The sequence below is a fragment of the Leucobacter viscericola genome (assembly GCF_011299575.1).
GTDB classification, from domain to species: domain Bacteria; phylum Actinomycetota; class Actinomycetes; order Actinomycetales; family Microbacteriaceae; genus Leucobacter; species Leucobacter viscericola.
The window spans coordinates 1,294,201-1,310,427 of sequence record NZ_CP049863.1 but is presented as its reverse complement, the minus strand read 5'-3'; the positions used below and the strand labels follow the sequence as shown (position 1 = coordinate 1,310,427).

Below are 16,227 nucleotides of genomic sequence, written 5' to 3'. Positions count from 1 at the left end.
AAACAAATGTTCGGAGCGGCCCTACGACTCACAGCCTGGTCTACGGCGTGGTCGAATAGAGGTAATCGAGAATCTTCTGATTCGCGCCAGGATCGGCTGCCGCATCCATCAGCTCCGGCGACGAGAAGATCGCAACCATGATCAGCACGATCATCGCGATAAACGCAATAACACCCGCGGTCAGCGGAACCCAGAACGCAACCTTTCGAGCCCGCATGCGCTGGATCGAAAAGATGAGCGTGACCGCAAAGAGTGCGAGGAATCCAAGGGCGCTGATAGTGCCGAGGGTTCCGACCCACGCGGGAACCTCGAAGTCCTTGATCTCAAGTGCCTCGCCCATCAGCACGAAGCTCGCCTTCATCCCCATCATGACCTGGAAGGAGAAGATCACGCCGAATACGCCAATCCCGAGCAGGATGATGGTCATAACGCGATCACCGGTGCGAGACGGTGTTGTGGCGTTCGCACCCATGGCCGGAGCCGCGTAGGCGGGGGGTGCGGCGGGCACGTTGTTCGCGCGATAGGGTGCAGGATCACCCGTTGTGTTCGCGGCGCGGTCGCCCTGTGGTTGAGAACCTGTTTGCTGCCCCGGTTGGGACGGGCTCACCGGTGCGGTTGCCGATGCTGAAGCGCTGTTGGCCGCGCCCAGGTTGTGAGGGACACCCGCGATGGCGCCGCCTGTCGAGCGTCCAGCGGAGGCGGCTGGAGCGTCTGCCTCAGCGGGCTTATCAGAGCCCTCAGGTTTCCACTCCCAACCCTCGGGTGCATACTCGCCAAAGGCGGGCTGCGGGCGTGCCGCCGGAGGGGTCACCGCTGGGGTCGCAGCTCCGGTCTTATTGCCGGCGGGTTGCTGACCTGAGGCCTGCTGACCTGAGTCCTGCTGACCGGTGGGTTGCTGACCAGTGGTTTCTTGGTCAGCAGACTGCGGCTCCTCGGGGAGATTCGACATTAGGCGCTCACCGATCGGCCAGCGGAGCCGAGCTGCTGTGCTGCCTCAACGATGCGGGCGGCCATGCCATTCTCGGCGGCCTTGCCGTAGGCGCGGGGGTCGTACATCTTCTTGTTGCCGACCTCGCCGTCGATCTTCAGCACACCGTCGTAGTTCTTGAGAATGAAGTCCGCGACCGGGCGTGTGAACGCGTACTGCGTGTCGGTGTCGATGTTCATCTTGATGACACCGTTGCGCACGGCCTCGGTGATCTCCTCGGCAGACGAGCCGGATCCTCCATGGAACACCAGATCAAGCGGCTTCTCGCCCGTGTTGTACTTCGCCTGCAGACCTGCCTGGATCTCCGCGAGGAGTTCGGGGCGCAGTTTCACGTTACCCGGCTTGTAGACGCCGTGAACGTTGCCAAAGGTGAGCGCGGTCATGTAGCGGCCCTGGTCACCGAGGCCAAGCGCCTCGACCGTCGCGACTGCGTCGTCGAGTGTCGTGTAGAGCTGGTCGTTGATCTCGTGGCTGATGCCGTCTTCTTCGCCGCCGACAACGCCGATTTCGACCTCGAGGATCATCTGTGCCGCCGCCATGCGGGGCAGCAGCTCCTTGGCGATGCTGAGATTTTCAGTGAGCGGGATCGCTGAGCCGTCCCACATGTGCGACTGGAAGTAGGGGAGGCCGCCCTGCGCGACACGCTCCTCGCTGGCCGCGACGAGCGGCAGTACAAAGTTTTCGAGGTGCTGCTTGGGGCAGTGGTCCGTGTGGAGCGCAACGGTGACGTTGTGCGCTTTTGCGACCTCTTCGGCGTACTTTGCGAAGGCGATCGCACCGCCGACGCGGTTGCTGACCGACTGGCCCGCAAAGTAATCAGCGCCACCGAAGCTGACCTGAATGATGCCGTCGGATCCTGCCTCTGAGAAGCCCTGCAGCGCTGCGTTGAGGGTTTGCGAGCTAGAAACGTTGACCGCGGGGAAAGCGAAGGATCCTGACTTCGCTGCGTCGAGCATTGCTGCATACTGTTCCGGGGTTGCGACGGGCATGTGTGCTCCTTGGCGTCAATCGGATCGGCGAATGGCCGCTGTCATGGGTTCGGCGCGAGGCCGCTGGATTGTTCGGCGTGAAGCCGCTTTGTCGTCAAGTCTACGCGGTAGGGTTGTGTGTATGACTGAACCGAATTCGCTTGGCGAGTGGCAGCCCGACCGTAACCTCGCGATGGAACTCGTCCGCGCGACCGAGGCAGCAGCAATGCGTGCCACCCCGTGGATTGGCCGCGGCGATAAAAACGCCGCCGACGGCGCCGCGGTTGACGCGATGCGCCGTTTCCTCTCAACCGTCAACATGAACGGCACCGTCGTTATTGGCGAGGGTGAGAAAGATGATGCACCGTGGCTCTACAACGGCGAGGTGGTTGGCAACGGCGAGGGCGCTGATTGCGACGTGGCCGTTGACCCGATCGACGGCACCCGGCTAACTGCTGAGGGTCGCCCCGGTGCGCTCTCGGTGATTGCGGTGGCGGATCGCGGCAGCATGTACGATCCCTCGGCCGTGTTTTACATGGACAAGCTCGTGTGTGGCCCCGAGGGCGTCGGCGTTGTCGACATCGATCGCCCGATCGGTGACAACATTCGCGCGCTGGCGAAAGCCAAGGGCGTTGACGTCTCTGACATTCGTGTTGCCGTGCTCGATCGCCCGCGTCACGACCAGCTCATCACTGACATTCGCGCTGCTGGCGCCGGAACCCGTCTGCTCATGGACGGCGATGTTGCGGGCGGCGTGAACGCGGCTCGCTGGGATTCGCGCATTGACCTGTGCGTCGGGATCGGCGGCACCCCCGAGGGCATCATCACCGCGTGCGCGGTGAAGGCGCTCGGCGGTGTGATTCAGGGCCGCCTCTGGCCCAAGGATGACGAGGAGCGTGCCCGCGCGATCGACGCCGGTCACGACCTGACCCGTGTGCTCGAGGCCAACGACCTCGTCGCGAGCGACAATGCCTACTTCGTTGCGACCGGCATTACCTCGGCCGACTTCGTCGAGGGTGTGCAGCGCCGCGGACCGTTCGTGCGCGCTGAGAGCATCGTGATGCGCTCGTACTCCGGCACGATCCGCCACGTCATCAGCGACATGGATCCGACTCGCTGGGATTAATCCTCGCGGTCTATGCGCCGAGCGTGTGTGCGTAGACCTATTTGCGTTCCGAACGGACCACTTACTTGTGCCCCTGGGCATCGGGTAGGTGGTCCGTTTGTCGTTTGGGGCCTGTGCTCACGACCGTGGCCACGAAACGGTTGCGGCGGGTCGAGTAATCGCCGCATTTTGCGGGTGCCCTTCCATCTGCTTTGCTTCTGTCCGCTTACATTGCTTCTGCCCACCTTTGCCGCGTGTGCCCACCTTATTTACCCGTGGGTAAGGTGGGCGCAGGTAGATAAGGTGGGCGCTGCCGCTGCCGCTGGCGTTGGCGTTGGCGTGGCGTGGGCGCTGGTGCTAGTGGTGGTGCTGGCGCTTTTACTCTCGACCAATTGACTCGGGCTGGCCATTTTGTCGCCGAGCCTGCATCTCGCTGCCGAACTTGCGGCCAGCAACCGCAGGTTCGGCAGCGAGATGCAGGGTCAGCGGGGCGGATCCCGTCGACCAGGCAGGCCGTTGGTTGGGTGATCAGAGAAGGATCGGCTCGGCCACAAAATCAACGATCCTTTCGACAACTTCCGGGTCGTGCAGGATGCGGTTGTGGCCGAGGCCGTCTGTGATTAACAATTCGGAGTTTGTTGGGCGATCGAGATGCAGCTGCCTCGCCTCGGTGAGCGGAACTTCGCGGTCTTTTGAGTCGTGAACAATCAGGAGCCGTGTGTTGGTGGACGGCGGCCGGATCGCTTCATCGAACTCAGTGAACAGTGTCCCTTCAGGTAGCGGGTACCCGCGTACGATCCGGGTGGTGAACTGATCCTTTAGGTGAAGGGGGAGATCGATCGCGCGCATGAATGTGTCGCGCAGAAAACGTGCGGAGGTGGCGCCACCGATAGCAACGACCCGGACACTGTGTTTCGAACTGCGGGCGAGTGTGTGCGCGGCGAGTGCCCCGAACGAATGGCCGACAATTGCCTGCCAAGGGCCAAAGCTTTCTTCGAGACCCTGCGCTATCGCGACAATGTCCGCAGCCGAGGGGGAACCATTCGGAGAATCGCCGTGCCCCGGGGCGTCGAAACCAACCACCCGGTAACCCTGGCTGGTGAACTGCTCGATGAGTCTCGCAAAACGTGACGTTCGGCTCCGCCAGCCGTGTAGGAGCAGCACCGTCGGTGTTGCATTCAAATGGGAACTCGCGATCTCTCCCGAGTGTGACGGCTGCGTGGGGAGCCAGGTGTAGACGCGGACGGTGTGGGTGCCTATTCGGCGCAGCTCAGAGACGCTTTGACCGTGGACCGCACGTTCGGGGTCCTTCACTTCTGCGGGGCGCCCTGTGGATTTGAAAGCCCTAAACGCCAGCTCTGTCGCTGCAGCGGGTATAAGCGCGCCGTTCAGGCGAAAGAAGGTGCGAACGGCAGGGTGGATGATCGGCATGTGGTCCTCAACTTAAAACAATACGAACGCGCGTACTGTTTGATGCTAGTCTTGAAACATGAACTCTTCAAGTGCAGCGTCTCGCGAGGACGGACGAAGGGCCCGCGGCGATCTCACCCGAGGCGCGGTGCTCGCAGAAGCGATCCAGGTTGCCTCGGAGCAGGGGCTGGCTGACATGAGTATTGGTCAGCTCGCGAGTGCTGCAGGCCTGAGTAAAAGTGGAGTGGCCACACTGTTTGGCTCCAAAGAGGCGCTTCAGCTTGCCGTGATCGATCATGCGCGAGAAGTGTTTGTGTCGGCGGTTATCACGCCCTGCCGCGACGTTCCGTCAGGGGGTGAACGATTGCGAGCCGTAGCCCTCTCATGGCTGCGCTACTCACAGAACAGGGTGTTTCGCGGCGGCTGCTTCTTTCTTGCCGCCGCGACAGAGTTTGACTCTCAGCCCGGTCCGGTGCGAGACCGGATTGCGGAGTGTCTTCGCGAGTGGGATGACTACCTGGTGAGCTGCGCGAAGGCTGCGGTCTCAAGCGGGCAACTGCGGCGAGATGCTGATCCGCAGCAATTGGGCTTTGAACTGTTTGCGCTGTTTGCCGCCGTAAACACACGCGCACTGCTTTACGGAGACGAGGCCGTGTATGCCCAGGCCGAGGAGAGCCTGCGCCGCATTCTCGCTGGCTGATTTGATCCAGCGCGTAAGCGAGCGCCTGCCGAACCGAACCGAACCGAACCGAACCGAACCGAACTAGTCCTGTTCCGCAGGAGACTCCTTCACTGGCCCTTCTTCATCAACCTCATCAAACTCGGTGAAGATGTCTTCGATGGGGGACTGCCCGATCGCGAGCGCCTCCGTGCCGAGGGTCTCGACCGAGCGCAGTTGTTTGGCTACCGCGCGGGTGCGCACACCCGCCTGGTGCACGGTGTTTTGTGCCGTCGCGAGCTGCTTCTCAAGCTTCTCCCAAACCTGGCCGTACTTCTGGAACTCCTGCTTTGCGGCGCTCAACACCTGCCACACTTCGGAGCTGCGCTTTTCAATGGCGAGGGTGCGGAAGCCCATTTGCAGGCTGTTGAGCAGTGACCCGAGTGTGGTCGGACCGGTCACGATGACCCGCAGCTCGTTCTGCAGTTTGCTCGCGAGCCCTGGTCGCCTTACGACCTCGGCGAAGAGTCCCTCGGTCGGCAGATACATGATCGCAAAGTCGGTGCTGTGAGGCGGGGCGATGTACTTTTCAGCGATGAGTTTGGCCTGGGTCAGGATGACTCGTTCCAGGACCTTCACGGCAGCCTCGACGGCTTCTTTCTCACCACTCTCCTGAGCCTCAAGGAGGCGCTCGTAGTCCTCCTGCGGAAACTTTGAGTCGATGGGGAGGAGCACTCGTTCGGTCTCGCCGCGGCCGGGAAGCTTCACCGCAAACTCAACGCGCTCGGCCGATCCCGGTCTAATCACAGCGTTTTGCTCATACTGCTCCGGGGTCAGGATATCTTCGAGCTGGCGCTCCAACTGCACCTCACCCCAGCTGCCGCGGCTCTTCACGTTCGTGAGGACGCGCTTCAGGCCGCCAACGTCGGAGGCCAACGTTTGCATCTCGCCGAGGCCCTTCTGTACCTGCTCGAGTCGATCACTCACCAGCTTGAACGACTCACCGAGGCGCCGCTCAAGCGTGCCCTGCAGCTTCTCGTCGACGGTCTCACGCATTTTCTCAAGTTTCGCCTCGTTGCCTTGGCGAAGCTTCTCGAGCTCTGTGCGCAGCGTCTCTTGCAGCTCTGTCTGCTTTGCCACGTGGGTGTCGGTCAGCGTCTGGACGCGCTGCGCGTTCTCTGCCAGTGCGGTCTTCAGCGTGCCCTGCAGCTTCTCGTCAACCGTCGTGCGCACTTGCTCAAGTTTTGCCTCGTTTGCAATGCGCAGTTCTTCAAAGCGAGCCTCGATCGCCGCCTTCAAATCGACCTGCGACTGTAGAGACGCCTGCGAGGTCGTGTGAAACCGATCGCTCAGGCCCGTGAGCGAAGTGCTGAGCTGCTGCTGCATGGTGGCCATCGTTGCGGCCAGCTCACCGCGCTGCGTTGCGAGGTCTTGGCGTAGTTCACCACCGCCAACACCCGCGGCGCCGTTGTTCGCTGGCCCTCGGCGGAAGAGCAGGACGGCAAGCGCCGCCAAAATGCCGAGCAGATTCAGGATGAGTAGCGTGAGCAAGAGCGCGTCCATAGTGAGGAATTCCTTACGAGAGTTGGTGTGGCCACGCTACAGGTAGCCTCGGACATTGACGGTTGCGCAGGAACGAGCTTGGCAGATTCGCCCAGATCCTGAGCCAAAAACTACAGCTTGAGTGGGATCGCCTTGAGCTGTTGCACCCGCAACCCAGTCTTTTTGGCGAGCGCGAGCACGTCATCAACCTCGTGTCGTTTGGCTGCGTCACTGATAATGGCGGCGCAGGCTTCGGCGTCGGCTAATGCGTCGTGGTGTGCAAACTCTCCAAAGCCGGCGGCCTCCGCGGCTAGCGGCAGGCGATGCGAGGGAATCTCATACGTTTTGCGCGAGACCTGCACGCTACACAGATACTTTAGGCGAGGAGTCGGCGAGACGCTCTCCGCGCAGGCTGCCTTAATGACCCCCATGTCGAAGCTCGCGTTGTGGGCGACGGCTATGTCGTCCCCGATGAACTCCGTGAGCTCGGCCAGCTGGTCTTGCCACAGCCTCGCATCGGCCACCATCTGCGCCGTGATGCCGTGAATCTTGATATTGAACGGCAGAAACTCCGCGTGTGCGGGCGGCGGCTTAATGAGCCAGTAGGCCTGATCTGCGACCACGCCGTCACGCACTCGAACGAGCCCGACCGAGCAAGCAGATGAGGGGTGACTATTGGCGGTCTCGAAATCGAGTGCGGTGAAATTGACGGGCACCTAATGATCCTGTCACACACCACTGACATTGATGAGATGATTGACCTATCTCGCCACCGCGAGCGAAATACCACCGGTCAAGGGGGATATCATGATTCCTGAAATCAACTACTGGGCAGTGCTGGTTGCAACGCTCTCGACCATGGTGGTCGGGTCTGTTTGGTACACGCCAAAGGTGTTTGGAAACAAGTGGATGCGCCTCGCGAAGGTCGATCCGACTGGCAAATCGGCGGTAGGGCCGATCCTAGTCACCGTTATCGTGAGCTTCATTTCTGCCTGGGTGCTTGCCGGGGCGAGCTGGATCGCGTTTGAGTTTTACGGCGGGTCCTTTTTGCTCGGCACCCTGCTCACCGGCGTGATTCTGTGGACTGGCTTCACCGCTTCCCGCTTCATCACCCACGATGCCTTCGAGAGCAGGCCGGCGGCGCTCACTATTTTGAACATCGCCCACGAACTCGTGACGGTACTCGTGATGGCGGTAATCATTGGGGTCTGGCCACCCGCGGTCGGGTAATCGGGGGAACCCGCGTAGACTGGTGCCTCGTGGCTCTAACTATCGGAATCGTAGGTCTCCCCAACGTAGGCAAGTCGACGCTGTTTAACGCATTGACTTCAAACGACGCGCTCGCGGCGAACTATCCGTTCGCGACGATCGAGCCGAACATTGGGGTGGTGAACCTGCCGGATCCGCGCCTGAACAAGCTCGCTGAGATCTTCGGATCCGAAAAGCTGCTCCCTGCTCCCGTCAGCTTTGTTGACATCGCGGGTATCGTGCGCGGCGCGAGCGAGGGTGAGGGGCTTGGCAACCAGTTCCTTGCGAACATTCGCGAGGCTGATGCCATTGCGCAGGTCGTGCGTGGCTTTACAGACCCCGACGTGATTCACGTTGAGGGTGGCGTGAACCCAGCCAGCGACATGGAAACCATCAACACGGAGCTGATCCTCGCGGATATGCAGACCGTTGAGAAGGCTCTCGTGCGCTTTGAAAAAGAGCTGAAGTCGAAGAAGATCGACGCGAGTGTGGTTGACGCGGCGAAGGCCGCCATTGCCGCGCTCAACGACGGCAAGCTGCTCTCGCACACCGACATTGATCTCGAGCCGATTCGTGAGCTGGGACTACTCACCGCGAAGCCGTTCCTCTACGTCTTTAATGTCGACGAGAGTGTGCTGCAGGATCGCGCGCGCCTCGACGAGCTCGCCGCGCTGGTGGCCCCCGCGAAGGCCATCTTCCTTGATGCCAAGCTGGAGAGTGAACTGATCGAGCTTGACGAGGCAGATGCTGCCGAGCTGCTCGCGTCCATCGGACAGGAAGAAAGCGGTCTGGATCAGCTCGCCCGTGTCGGCTTCGACACCCTCGGCCTGCAGACCTACCTCACCGCTGGCCCGAAAGAGGCCCGCGCCTGGACGATCCCGAAGGGCGCGACTGCCCCGCAGGCCGCCGGTGCGATTCACACGGACTTCGAAAAGGGCTTCATTAAGGGCGAGATCATCTCGTTTGATGACCTCGTTGAGGCCGGATCGGTTGCCGAGGCGCGTGCGAAGGGCAAGGCCCGCATGGAGGGCAAAGAGTACGTGATGCAGGACGGCGACGTCTGCGAGTGGCGTTTTAACGTCTAACTCGGCAGAGTTCCACTGCGACCGAGCACCTTCGAGTGAGTCCAGGCTCTGTGTAGAGTGCTTCCTATGAATGGCGTGGCTCCAGCAAGACGCACGATCCGCCTCTTTCCCGGCTACGGCCGCGATTGGCCGCTTTGGGAGAACTCGACCCCAACGTGGAACGTGGGATACACAACGACGCCGGAGACGTATGGTCTGTCCGTTGGATAACCTGGCGCATCAGAACTGATGCCTATCGAAAACGTGGTGCGCGTTAGCTTTTAGCTCTGCGATTATTGCGCCACGTGTCGCGAATGGCCCCCACCGCTAAGATCACAAAGCCGATAACAAGCAAAGCGCATGCCACGCGCCCGTACCACGCCCAGAAGTTGTTTTGCGTGAGGTGAGGATCGAAGCTCCAGAGCGCCTGCAGCCAATGGGCATGCAACGCATTTCCGCGTCCCTGAGCGCTGTAGTAGTAGTCGTGAGAAAGGGGACGGACTGAGACTCCCCAAAAGTACGACCCTACGAGACCAGCAAAGATGAGCGAGACCGAAACGGCCCAGATTAGTAGCGCTCGTTTGAAGTTGGTACTGCGGCTTTTCTTTTGCCGAGGGCTGGCCATAGTCGCAATTTTATCGTCAGTGCTGCGTGACTTCAGACGAGAGGGCGCCGATGCCTGCGATATGCAAGCGTCGCACATCCGGCTCCAACCGCGGATAGTAGGACTCCCAGCGTGATCAACGGGAGTGAATCGTTGCCGCCGGTCACCGCGAGGGGCTTCCTCGGCGGAATCGGCGGTGGCGTTTTCGGGGTGTTAATGATCGCACCGAACGTAACGTCAAGGCTTCCCGCTGTAATCGTAATTTCTCGTTCGGTGCCGTCGAGAACGTACCCCGTGGGGGCCTTCGTTTCTTTCAGACGGTAAGTACCCAGAGGGAGATCCTGTACCCGAATCTTGCCCACTGCGGGGTCTGCGTCCTTTGGGCCGTTGTCGACAACTGGGATCGCTGTCCCTGCTGTTGGGATGAGCTCCCACTCAGAACCAGCAAGCAGTTTCTGATCAGGATCGGTCTTCTGCCATGCCACCGATCCAGTAGGAGCTGGGGGAGTGACCCGAGTGTTGACGATGTTACCGAGTGCAATGTCGAGGTTTGTCTCGGTGATCGTAACTTCTCGTTCGGTGCCGTCAAGAACAAAGCCCGCGGGGGCCTTCGTTTCTTTCAGGTGGTAAGTGCCCGGGGCGAGATCCTCAACCAGGATCTTGCCCACTGCGGGGTCTGCGTCGTTCTTGCCATTATCGACAACCGGGATCGCAGCTCCTGTGGCTGGAGTGAGCTCCCACTCTGAACCTGCAAGCAAATTCTGATCTGGATCGGTTTTCTGCCATGCCACCGAGCCGACACCCTGGACGCGCTCAACGATGGTTAACCGAACTGTCCAGCTCGATGTCACGCCGCCGGACCCAAAAAGCGAAGTGCTCGATCCAAGAATGAACTCCACGGTAGTTCCGACCAACGATGCGTCGGCGACCAGGGTCGTTCCATCCCAGGTAATCCCCGCGGGGAGGTTGCCTGGGGGAAGAAACCGTTCTGGTCCGAACGAAGCGTCTAAGCAGGTAAAAGGGGTACCGGTGTTTTCGGGAGTCACGACGGGAACGTTTCCCTGGTAGTCGCGGATGACCAGCGGAGTCTGGGCGCCTACGGCAACGTTGCCAAGGTCGACCGTCTGGCATGGCGCGTCCATTCCGATGCTGGCCGGAATGCCAGCGCCAGGGGGCTGAAAATTGTAGAACGACCAGTCAAATCGGGCGAAGGGGGACATGTCAGCAATGAAGTTCTCACCGAGGTTAAGACCAAGATATTTTCTCGGCACGCTCGAGTCTGGAAACTTTTCGCCAAGGGTGGCGAGTGGTTCGGCGTTGACGATCTTGTTATTTTTCAGGGAAAAACTGTAAAACCCGGAAGCGACCGGTGTGATCGTTGCGAGCGCAGAGAGGTCTGCGATGAGGTTGTCATCTGCAAGGAGTTCAAGTGTCGTTTCACTACTGCCGGTCCAGTTGGTCAGGAAGTCGAGGTTTGTGAGTCGGTTCCCATTAACGTTCAATTCCTGCATATCTGCGAGACCGCTGATGGACGGAAGCGTCGTCAGGTCGTTGTTCGAAAGAGAAATGGTCGCTGCTCCAGTGAGAAACTGCACCCCTTCTGCTGACGCAATCGCTCTACTGTCGCAATTGACCGAGGTCAAAGCTGCCAAGTTGCCCTCGGTGAGGCCACCGCTCAAGCCCTCTGTTGTGACGTGATCTTGCAAGCACTGGGCAAACGCGGCATCTGGAACGTTCACGAGATCCCCCGGGGCTGCGATCGCAGGGCTGACCCAGAGCCCCGACAGCATGCCGACACCGATAACGGCCCCTAAAGCCCGCTTCCACTTCCCCAAAAGCTAACCCTTCAAATTTTCTGCAAAATTTAGCAATTTATCAAGGTTAATCACTGCTTGCTTTGCGCGAGCAACGAGGGACCCTCTTTCTCCGGCATGCATCCTTGCCCAACGAAAAGGGCGAAGAAAACACCCAATTGTCGGATAAGAATCCCCTATTGCTACCTGAGGAAATCAAACTCCATGAATGCAATTTGACTTGTACATCATACCTAGACGTCATGGTGATTGGCTGGTTGTTTTGAAAGCTGTGGATCAGCGCAGCGCAATGGTGGAACTGCCCTCACCGACGCCGTTTGAGACTGCAGAGGGCACCACACTGGTGATCATTGCAGAAAGCGCAAGGGAAGCGGCGAGCGCAATCGCGCACGCAAGCGTGAGGGAAGCCGCAATAAAGACTGATGGCTGTCGGAACGGGTTTGTCTGGTTCATGCTTCTAGCCTCCCGCTTGACAGGGCGAGAGTCATCGGACCGGGGTATCGAGCGGTAGTACCCAGGTCTGATGGTTGGAGGCCTTAACAATGTCGGACCCCCAAGCTACGCTGGCCAGCATGAGCACAGACTCCGAAACTGAACTCCTGCTTGGTTACTTACAGAACGCACGAGAGGCGCTCCTCTGGAAGCTCGACGGGCTGAGTGAGTATGACGCGAGGCGGCCGCTCACACCGACGGGCAGCAATCTACTCGGCCTCATGAAGCACGTGGCGAGTGTCGAGCACGGCTACCTCACGGAGTGTTTTGGGAGGGATTCGAACTACGAGTTTCCCTGGCTCGCAGACGATGCGCCCGACAACGCTGACATGTGGGCAACGGCCGACGAATCGAGGGAGCAGATCCTCGACATGTGCCGCGGCATCTGGCGGGCCGACGATGTCTCCGTGCGCGAACTCGGCTTAGAAGCCCGAGGAACCGTGCCCTGGTGGGGAGACCGCGGCAGCTCGGTGACCATGCGGCACCTGCTCATCCACATGATTGCCGAAACAAGTCGTCATGCCGGGCAGGCCGATATTCTCCGCGAGCAGATTGACGGATCGGTGGGGATGCGTCAGAGCGCGACGAACATTCCCGCGCAAGAAGACAGCTGGTGGCGCGACTATGTGGCCACGCTCGAAGCATCAGCCCGATTGGCGGCAAGTATGCCCGACCCCACGCCGCATGACGGTGACGCAGATGCTTCAGTGAGCGATCCCTATCGGCCCTGAAAACGCGAGATGGCCTCATTTACGATCTGGCCGCCGCGAATCTCGATCGCCTTATGAATGGTCCGGTTTGCGTCCCAGGCGGACGGCCCGTCCATAACCACCTCAATGAAAGGAAGCAGTGCCTCGCTCACCTCCCAGCTTGCGGCATTCCACAGATAAGAAGGACTGTGATCGACCGCGTAGTAGTTGAGCCCGTTGCCAATTCGCATCATCGGCTCGTCGAACGTTGTGGGGCGCGCGAACGAAAACCCCATGCCCTCATCGCATGACACATCGACGATGAGGCTGCCCGGCCGAAACAGTTCAAGGTCGCTGTCATTCAGAAACATGAGCGGCTCGTCCGGGTTCTGCAGCGTGCAATTCACCACAATGTCGTGGCCCGCGAGATACGGTGCGAGAGCCACTGGGCCATCGTCGGTTAAGACTTCACGCTGCGCGAGATCCCGGACCGCACGACGGCCGGGCCCGGGCAAGACCTGCACATCGGATTCGGGCAGCTCAATCTGAACAATACGGGCTGAAGGAATGGGCGATCCCACGGCCGCAATCTCGCGGTGTGTGAGCACCACAACGTCATGGATACCGAGGGCGTTGAGAGCTGTCACTGCCCCGCGGGCGGTCGCCCCAAACCCGATCACAACCGCACTGAGCCGTCGACCATAGTCTCCCGTGGAGCCGATGAGCTGCAGCGCGTGCAAGATCGAGCAGTATCCGGCGAGTTCATTGTTCTTGTGGAAGACGTGCAGCCCAAAATTGCCCGAGTTGGTCCAGTGATTCATCGCCTCGAACGCGATCAGGGTGAGACGTTTGCTCATCGCAACGTCGGTCATCTCTCGATCCTGCACGCAGTGTGGCCACCCCCACACGGTCTGGCCGTCACGAAGCTGCCGTACCTCATCGTGCTGCGGTTTTGGCAGCAGAATGGTGTCGGCCGCATCGATCACGCCCTGACGCGACGTGACGCTCCCCACGAGCGAGGCGAGCACCTCGTCGGTGAGTCCAAAATCCTTGCCGTAGCCTTGCTCCACCACAAATCTTGCTCTGAGCTCAGGGTCGATCCGTTCGAAGTGATCGGGGTGGATCGGGATCCGCCGCTCGTTTTCCATCGAAGACGACGCGAAGATTCCCAGTAGCGATGCCTTCGTGGCGCTTGGAGGCGCTGCGAGGGCGCGCGCCGCAGCGCTCGGCTCTCTTGGAACGGGACGTATTGTGTTCGAGCTGGGCATGAGATGCTCCTTGCATCGAGGATGGATTGAGTCCCCTGAAGGCTCACACTATGCCAAGGTGCTGCGAGGTAGGGAGTAGCGCAAAGAAATCTGGGGCACGATACGATCCGATCATGAGCACTTCTCCTCGATCACAAGTGAAACTCCGCTGGGCCGTGGCTGTGGTCGTCGGCATCGTTGTCGGGGTTCTGGTGACGTTTATTCTCGGCATCGTTGCTGGGCTACTTGCGGGGTGGGCGGCACTCGCAACGGTCAGCACGATTTGGACGTTCCGGGAGATCTGGAAGATGAGCCCCGCATCGGCTCGGGACCACGCGACCACTGAGGATCCCGGCCAGACTGTGGCAAGACTTATCGCGCTCATCGGCAGCATTGTGAGCCTTGCCGCCGTGGTTGCGGTGGTCATTCACTCGCGTGAGTCGACCGGGATCGACGCCTACTTGCTCGCGGGCACCGCCGTAGTCAGCGTGTTCGCGTCGTGGTCACTGATTCAACTGGATTACACCCTTCGGTACGCGAGGGAGTATTACCAGGACGATGCAGGCGGCATCGACTTCAACCAACAGAGTGACCCCGACTACGCCGACTTTGTGTACTTCTCGACCGGGTTGGGAATGGGATACCAGGTCGCCGACACAAATGTCACGAGCAACAAGATTCGACGCATCGTCGTCGGGCAGATGGCCCTCGCCTATCTCTTTGGCACCGGAATTATTGCCACAGCCATCACCCTGATTACCGGCCTTGGGTAGGAGAAAAACACAGCCAGTTCTGAAGCGGCCTCGTTACGCTGACACCATGAGCATTCCCGCCGTAGACCCCCCGGGCGACGAGATCACGATTTCAGCGAGCGCGCTGAGAACCCTGTCGGATCAGCTGCAGCGCTTCCTGCTCGAGTATCGCTTTGCCATGCAAGAGATCGAAACAAAACTCGCGATTCTGCAGGAGGAATTCCTGCACATGCACGAGTACAACCCCATCGAACACGTCTCGAGCCGAGTGAAGTCCGTCGATAGCCTGGTCGAGAAGCTTGAGCGCCGCGGCCTTGGGGAACAACTTGAGCGAGACGGCATCGGCAACCACTTGGAGGTGATTCGTGGAAACATCCACGACATCGCAGGCGTTAGAGTCACCTGCGCGTTTATTCGGGACGTCTATCGGCTCTTCGACTTGCTTACGAAGCAAGACGACATAACGGTGCTCCACGTGAAGGACTACATTCTGGAGCCCAAGGAAAACGGCTACCAGAGCCTGCACACCATCATCTCGGTGCCAGTGTTCCTCTCGACCGGACGAGTGAACGTGCCGGTTGAGGTTCAGTTTCGCACCATCGCTATGGACTTCTGGGCAACACTCGAGCACAAGATCTATTACAAGTACGACCGTCAAGTGCCCGATTCGCTCATCGGCGAGCTCAAAAATGCTGCCGATACGGCCGCCGAGCTCGACACCCGCATGGAGCGGCTGCACGCTCAACTGCACGGCGATCCCGGTCTCATCACCACCACGGTGGAGGTGCCACCGCCCGCCCTGCCACGCATTCATAGCGTGTAGCTGGGCGCGGGGTCGTCATGTTCCCTGCCGCGGTGCGGTAGCGTCGAGGGGTGGAAACCGAGTACATTCCTGGCGGATCCGGCGGAGTGTGGCGCGTGCGCTTGCCCGACGGCGAGACCCGCGTTCACCGTCCGACGGGAGGCTGGACCCCCGCGGTACACGCGCTGCTTGAGTTTCTGGCGGACCAGGGGCTCGACGGGGTACCAAAAGTGCTCGGGATCGACGACGAGCATCGTGAGGTGCTGAGCTTTCTGCCGGGCCGCACGCTCGATCCCGAAACTGAACAGCCCAGTCTCCAGGCGCTCACAGAGGCTGCGAAGTGGTTGCGGCGCTTCCACGACACGGTCCGCGGTTATCGGCCAGGGGCGGTCGAATGGCGGCAGGGAGTCCAGCAGCTTAACGCTGATGAGGTGATCTGTCACAACGATCCAGGCCTGTATAACTGGGTGGTTGTCAACGACGAGTTTGCCGGAATGATCGACTGGGATCGCGCGGGCCCCGGGCGGCCCATTGATGACCTCGCGTTTCTGTGCTGGTCTGGTGTGCCGTTGTTGCGGGAGATCCCGAATGCCGAGGCCGCCTCGCGTATCGAAGCTGCCGCCGCAGCTTACGGGGGAGTGGCGCCACTCGACCTGCTCAACGCGGTCGAATCTCGGATGGGCCTGATCGAACAGCGTTGGCGTGCAGGCATCGAGCGAGGTGACCCCGGCACGATCGCCCTGCGAGACTCAGGAACGATGGATCGGCATCTCGCGCGAGTACGGGCGTTCTTGGAGCGACGCCGTGCGATCCTTGAGTTATTGTCCCCTTGAATGTGCGAATA

Annotated in this window: 17 protein-coding genes; 9 read left to right on the top strand and 8 right to left on the bottom strand. The window is 60.4% G+C overall.

Annotated features, from left to right (window positions below; genetic code table 11):
- Positions 1-40: 40 nt before the first annotated feature.
- Together G7068_RS06015 and fbaA are read right to left on the bottom strand one after the other, a co-directional pair.
- Positions 41-949 carry a DUF6264 family protein gene (locus G7068_RS06015; protein WP_166290233.1) on the bottom strand — a complete coding sequence of 303 codons (909 nt, stop codon included), beginning with the start codon at positions 947-949 and terminating at the stop codon, positions 41-43.
- Entirely contained in the window at positions 949-1,977 is a 1,029-nt protein-coding gene (fbaA, locus tag G7068_RS06010) for a class II fructose-bisphosphate aldolase (RefSeq protein ID WP_166290231.1), read from the bottom strand. Before fbaA ends, G7068_RS06015 begins: the two co-directional genes overlap by 1 nt.
- Before the next feature lie 121 nt (positions 1,978-2,098).
- On the opposite strand from fbaA, the gene glpX reads away from it, so the two are divergent.
- Complete coding sequence (gene glpX / locus G7068_RS06005) at positions 2,099-3,082, top strand: class II fructose-bisphosphatase (protein WP_166290229.1); 984 nt, start codon at positions 2,099-2,101, stop codon at positions 3,080-3,082.
- 507 nt (positions 3,083-3,589) lie between these two features.
- Here the strand turns inward: glpX and G7068_RS06000 are convergent.
- Positions 3,590-4,492, bottom strand: a complete 903-nt coding sequence (locus G7068_RS06000; protein WP_166290227.1) for an alpha/beta hydrolase — start codon at positions 4,490-4,492, stop codon at positions 3,590-3,592.
- Positions 4,493-4,550: 58 nt separating this feature from the next.
- Here G7068_RS06000 and G7068_RS05995 point away from each other — a divergent pair, with 58 nt between their 5' ends.
- Positions 4,551-5,171 carry a TetR/AcrR family transcriptional regulator gene (locus G7068_RS05995; protein ID WP_166290225.1) on the top strand — a complete coding sequence of 207 codons (621 nt, stop codon included), beginning with the start codon at positions 4,551-4,553 and terminating at the stop codon, positions 5,169-5,171.
- A 63-nt stretch (positions 5,172-5,234) separates the two neighbouring features.
- Here the strand turns inward: G7068_RS05995 and G7068_RS05990 are convergent, their stop codons facing one another.
- A complete protein-coding gene (locus G7068_RS05990; protein ID WP_166290223.1) occupies positions 5,235-6,692 on the bottom strand; it encodes a DNA recombination protein RmuC in 1,458 nt (485 codons plus the stop codon).
- Positions 6,693-6,802: 110 nt separating this feature from the next.
- Entirely contained in the window at positions 6,803-7,387 is a 585-nt protein-coding gene (locus tag G7068_RS05985; RefSeq protein WP_166290221.1) for a 3'-5' exonuclease, read from the bottom strand.
- Between the two features lie 91 nt (positions 7,388-7,478).
- Here G7068_RS05985 and G7068_RS05980 point away from each other — a divergent pair, with 91 nt between their 5' ends.
- From G7068_RS05980 to G7068_RS05970, 3 genes are all read left to right on the top strand, one after another.
- A complete protein-coding gene (locus G7068_RS05980; RefSeq protein ID WP_166290219.1) occupies positions 7,479-7,901 on the top strand; it encodes a DUF1761 domain-containing protein in 423 nt (140 codons plus the stop codon).
- A 29-nt stretch (positions 7,902-7,930) separates the two neighbouring features.
- Positions 7,931-9,004: a redox-regulated ATPase YchF gene (gene ychF, locus G7068_RS05975; protein ID WP_166290217.1), complete on the top strand. Its 1,074-nt coding sequence runs from the start codon at positions 7,931-7,933 to the stop codon at positions 9,002-9,004.
- A gap of 66 nt (positions 9,005-9,070) precedes the next feature.
- Entirely contained in the window at positions 9,071-9,214 is a 144-nt protein-coding gene (locus tag G7068_RS05970) for a hypothetical protein (protein WP_166290215.1), read from the top strand.
- 426 nt (positions 9,215-9,640) lie between these two features.
- On the opposite strand, the gene G7068_RS05965 is transcribed toward G7068_RS05970, so the two are convergent.
- Positions 9,641-11,422, bottom strand: coding sequence for a SpaA isopeptide-forming pilin-related protein (locus G7068_RS05965; RefSeq protein WP_166290213.1), 1,782 nt, complete (start codon positions 11,420-11,422; stop codon positions 9,641-9,643).
- A gap of 255 nt (positions 11,423-11,677) precedes the next feature.
- A complete protein-coding gene (locus tag G7068_RS05960; RefSeq protein ID WP_166290211.1) occupies positions 11,678-11,854 on the bottom strand; it encodes a hypothetical protein in 177 nt (58 codons plus the stop codon).
- A 119-nt stretch (positions 11,855-11,973) separates the two neighbouring features.
- Between G7068_RS05960 and G7068_RS05955 the strand changes: the two genes are divergently transcribed.
- Positions 11,974-12,624, top strand: a complete 651-nt coding sequence (locus G7068_RS05955; protein WP_166290209.1) for a DinB family protein — start codon at positions 11,974-11,976, stop codon at positions 12,622-12,624.
- Here G7068_RS05955 and G7068_RS05950 read toward each other — a convergent pair.
- Positions 12,612-13,730, bottom strand: a complete 1,119-nt coding sequence (locus G7068_RS05950) for a N(5)-(carboxyethyl)ornithine synthase (RefSeq protein WP_244304803.1) — start codon at positions 13,728-13,730, stop codon at positions 12,612-12,614. The genes G7068_RS05955 and G7068_RS05950 overlap by 13 nt on opposite strands.
- A 233-nt stretch (positions 13,731-13,963) precedes the next feature.
- Here G7068_RS05950 and G7068_RS05945 point away from each other — a divergent pair, with 233 nt between their 5' ends.
- The 3 genes from G7068_RS05945 to G7068_RS05935 are packed head-to-tail and all read left to right on the top strand — an operon-like array spanning position 13,964 to position 16,216.
- Positions 13,964-14,602, top strand: coding sequence for a DUF1345 domain-containing protein (locus tag G7068_RS05945; RefSeq protein ID WP_166290205.1), 639 nt, complete (start codon positions 13,964-13,966; stop codon positions 14,600-14,602).
- Positions 14,603-14,648: 46 nt separating this feature from the next.
- On the top strand, positions 14,649-15,404 hold the full coding sequence (locus G7068_RS05940) for a GTP pyrophosphokinase (protein ID WP_166290203.1): 756 nt from the start codon (positions 14,649-14,651) through the stop codon (positions 15,402-15,404).
- A gap of 50 nt (positions 15,405-15,454) precedes the next feature.
- On the top strand, positions 15,455-16,216 hold the full coding sequence (locus G7068_RS05935; protein WP_166290201.1) for a phosphotransferase: 762 nt from the start codon (positions 15,455-15,457) through the stop codon (positions 16,214-16,216).
- Positions 16,217-16,227 lie beyond the last annotated feature (11 nt).

Bases quoted from the DNA above. Each gene is read 5' to 3' on its own strand.
- G7068_RS06015 (WP_166290233.1), bottom strand. From the start codon at position 949: ATGTCGAATCTCCCCGAGGAGCCGCAGTCTGCTGACCAAGAAACCACT.
- fbaA (WP_166290231.1), bottom strand. From the start codon at position 1,977: ATGCCCGTCGCAACCCCGGAACAGTATGCAGCAATGCTCGACGCAGCG.
- glpX (WP_166290229.1), top strand. From the start codon at position 2,099: ATGACTGAACCGAATTCGCTTGGCGAGTGGCAGCCCGACCGTAACCTC.
- G7068_RS06000 (WP_166290227.1), bottom strand. From the start codon at position 4,492: ATGCCGATCATCCACCCTGCCGTTCGCACCTTCTTTCGCCTGAACGGC.
- G7068_RS05995 (WP_166290225.1), top strand. From the start codon at position 4,551: ATGAACTCTTCAAGTGCAGCGTCTCGCGAGGACGGACGAAGGGCCCGC.
- G7068_RS05990 (WP_166290223.1), bottom strand. From the start codon at position 6,692: ATGGACGCGCTCTTGCTCACGCTACTCATCCTGAATCTGCTCGGCATT.
- G7068_RS05980 (WP_166290219.1), top strand. From the start codon at position 7,479: ATGATTCCTGAAATCAACTACTGGGCAGTGCTGGTTGCAACGCTCTCG.
- G7068_RS05970 (WP_166290215.1), top strand. From the start codon at position 9,071: ATGAATGGCGTGGCTCCAGCAAGACGCACGATCCGCCTCTTTCCCGGC.
- G7068_RS05960 (WP_166290211.1), bottom strand. From the start codon at position 11,854: ATGAACCAGACAAACCCGTTCCGACAGCCATCAGTCTTTATTGCGGCT.
- G7068_RS05955 (WP_166290209.1), top strand. From the start codon at position 11,974: ATGAGCACAGACTCCGAAACTGAACTCCTGCTTGGTTACTTACAGAAC.
- G7068_RS05950 (WP_244304803.1), bottom strand. From the start codon at position 13,730: ATGGAAAACGAGCGGCGGATCCCGATCCACCCCGATCACTTCGAACGG.
- G7068_RS05945 (WP_166290205.1), top strand. From the start codon at position 13,964: ATGAGCACTTCTCCTCGATCACAAGTGAAACTCCGCTGGGCCGTGGCT.
- G7068_RS05940 (WP_166290203.1), top strand. From the start codon at position 14,649: ATGAGCATTCCCGCCGTAGACCCCCCGGGCGACGAGATCACGATTTCA.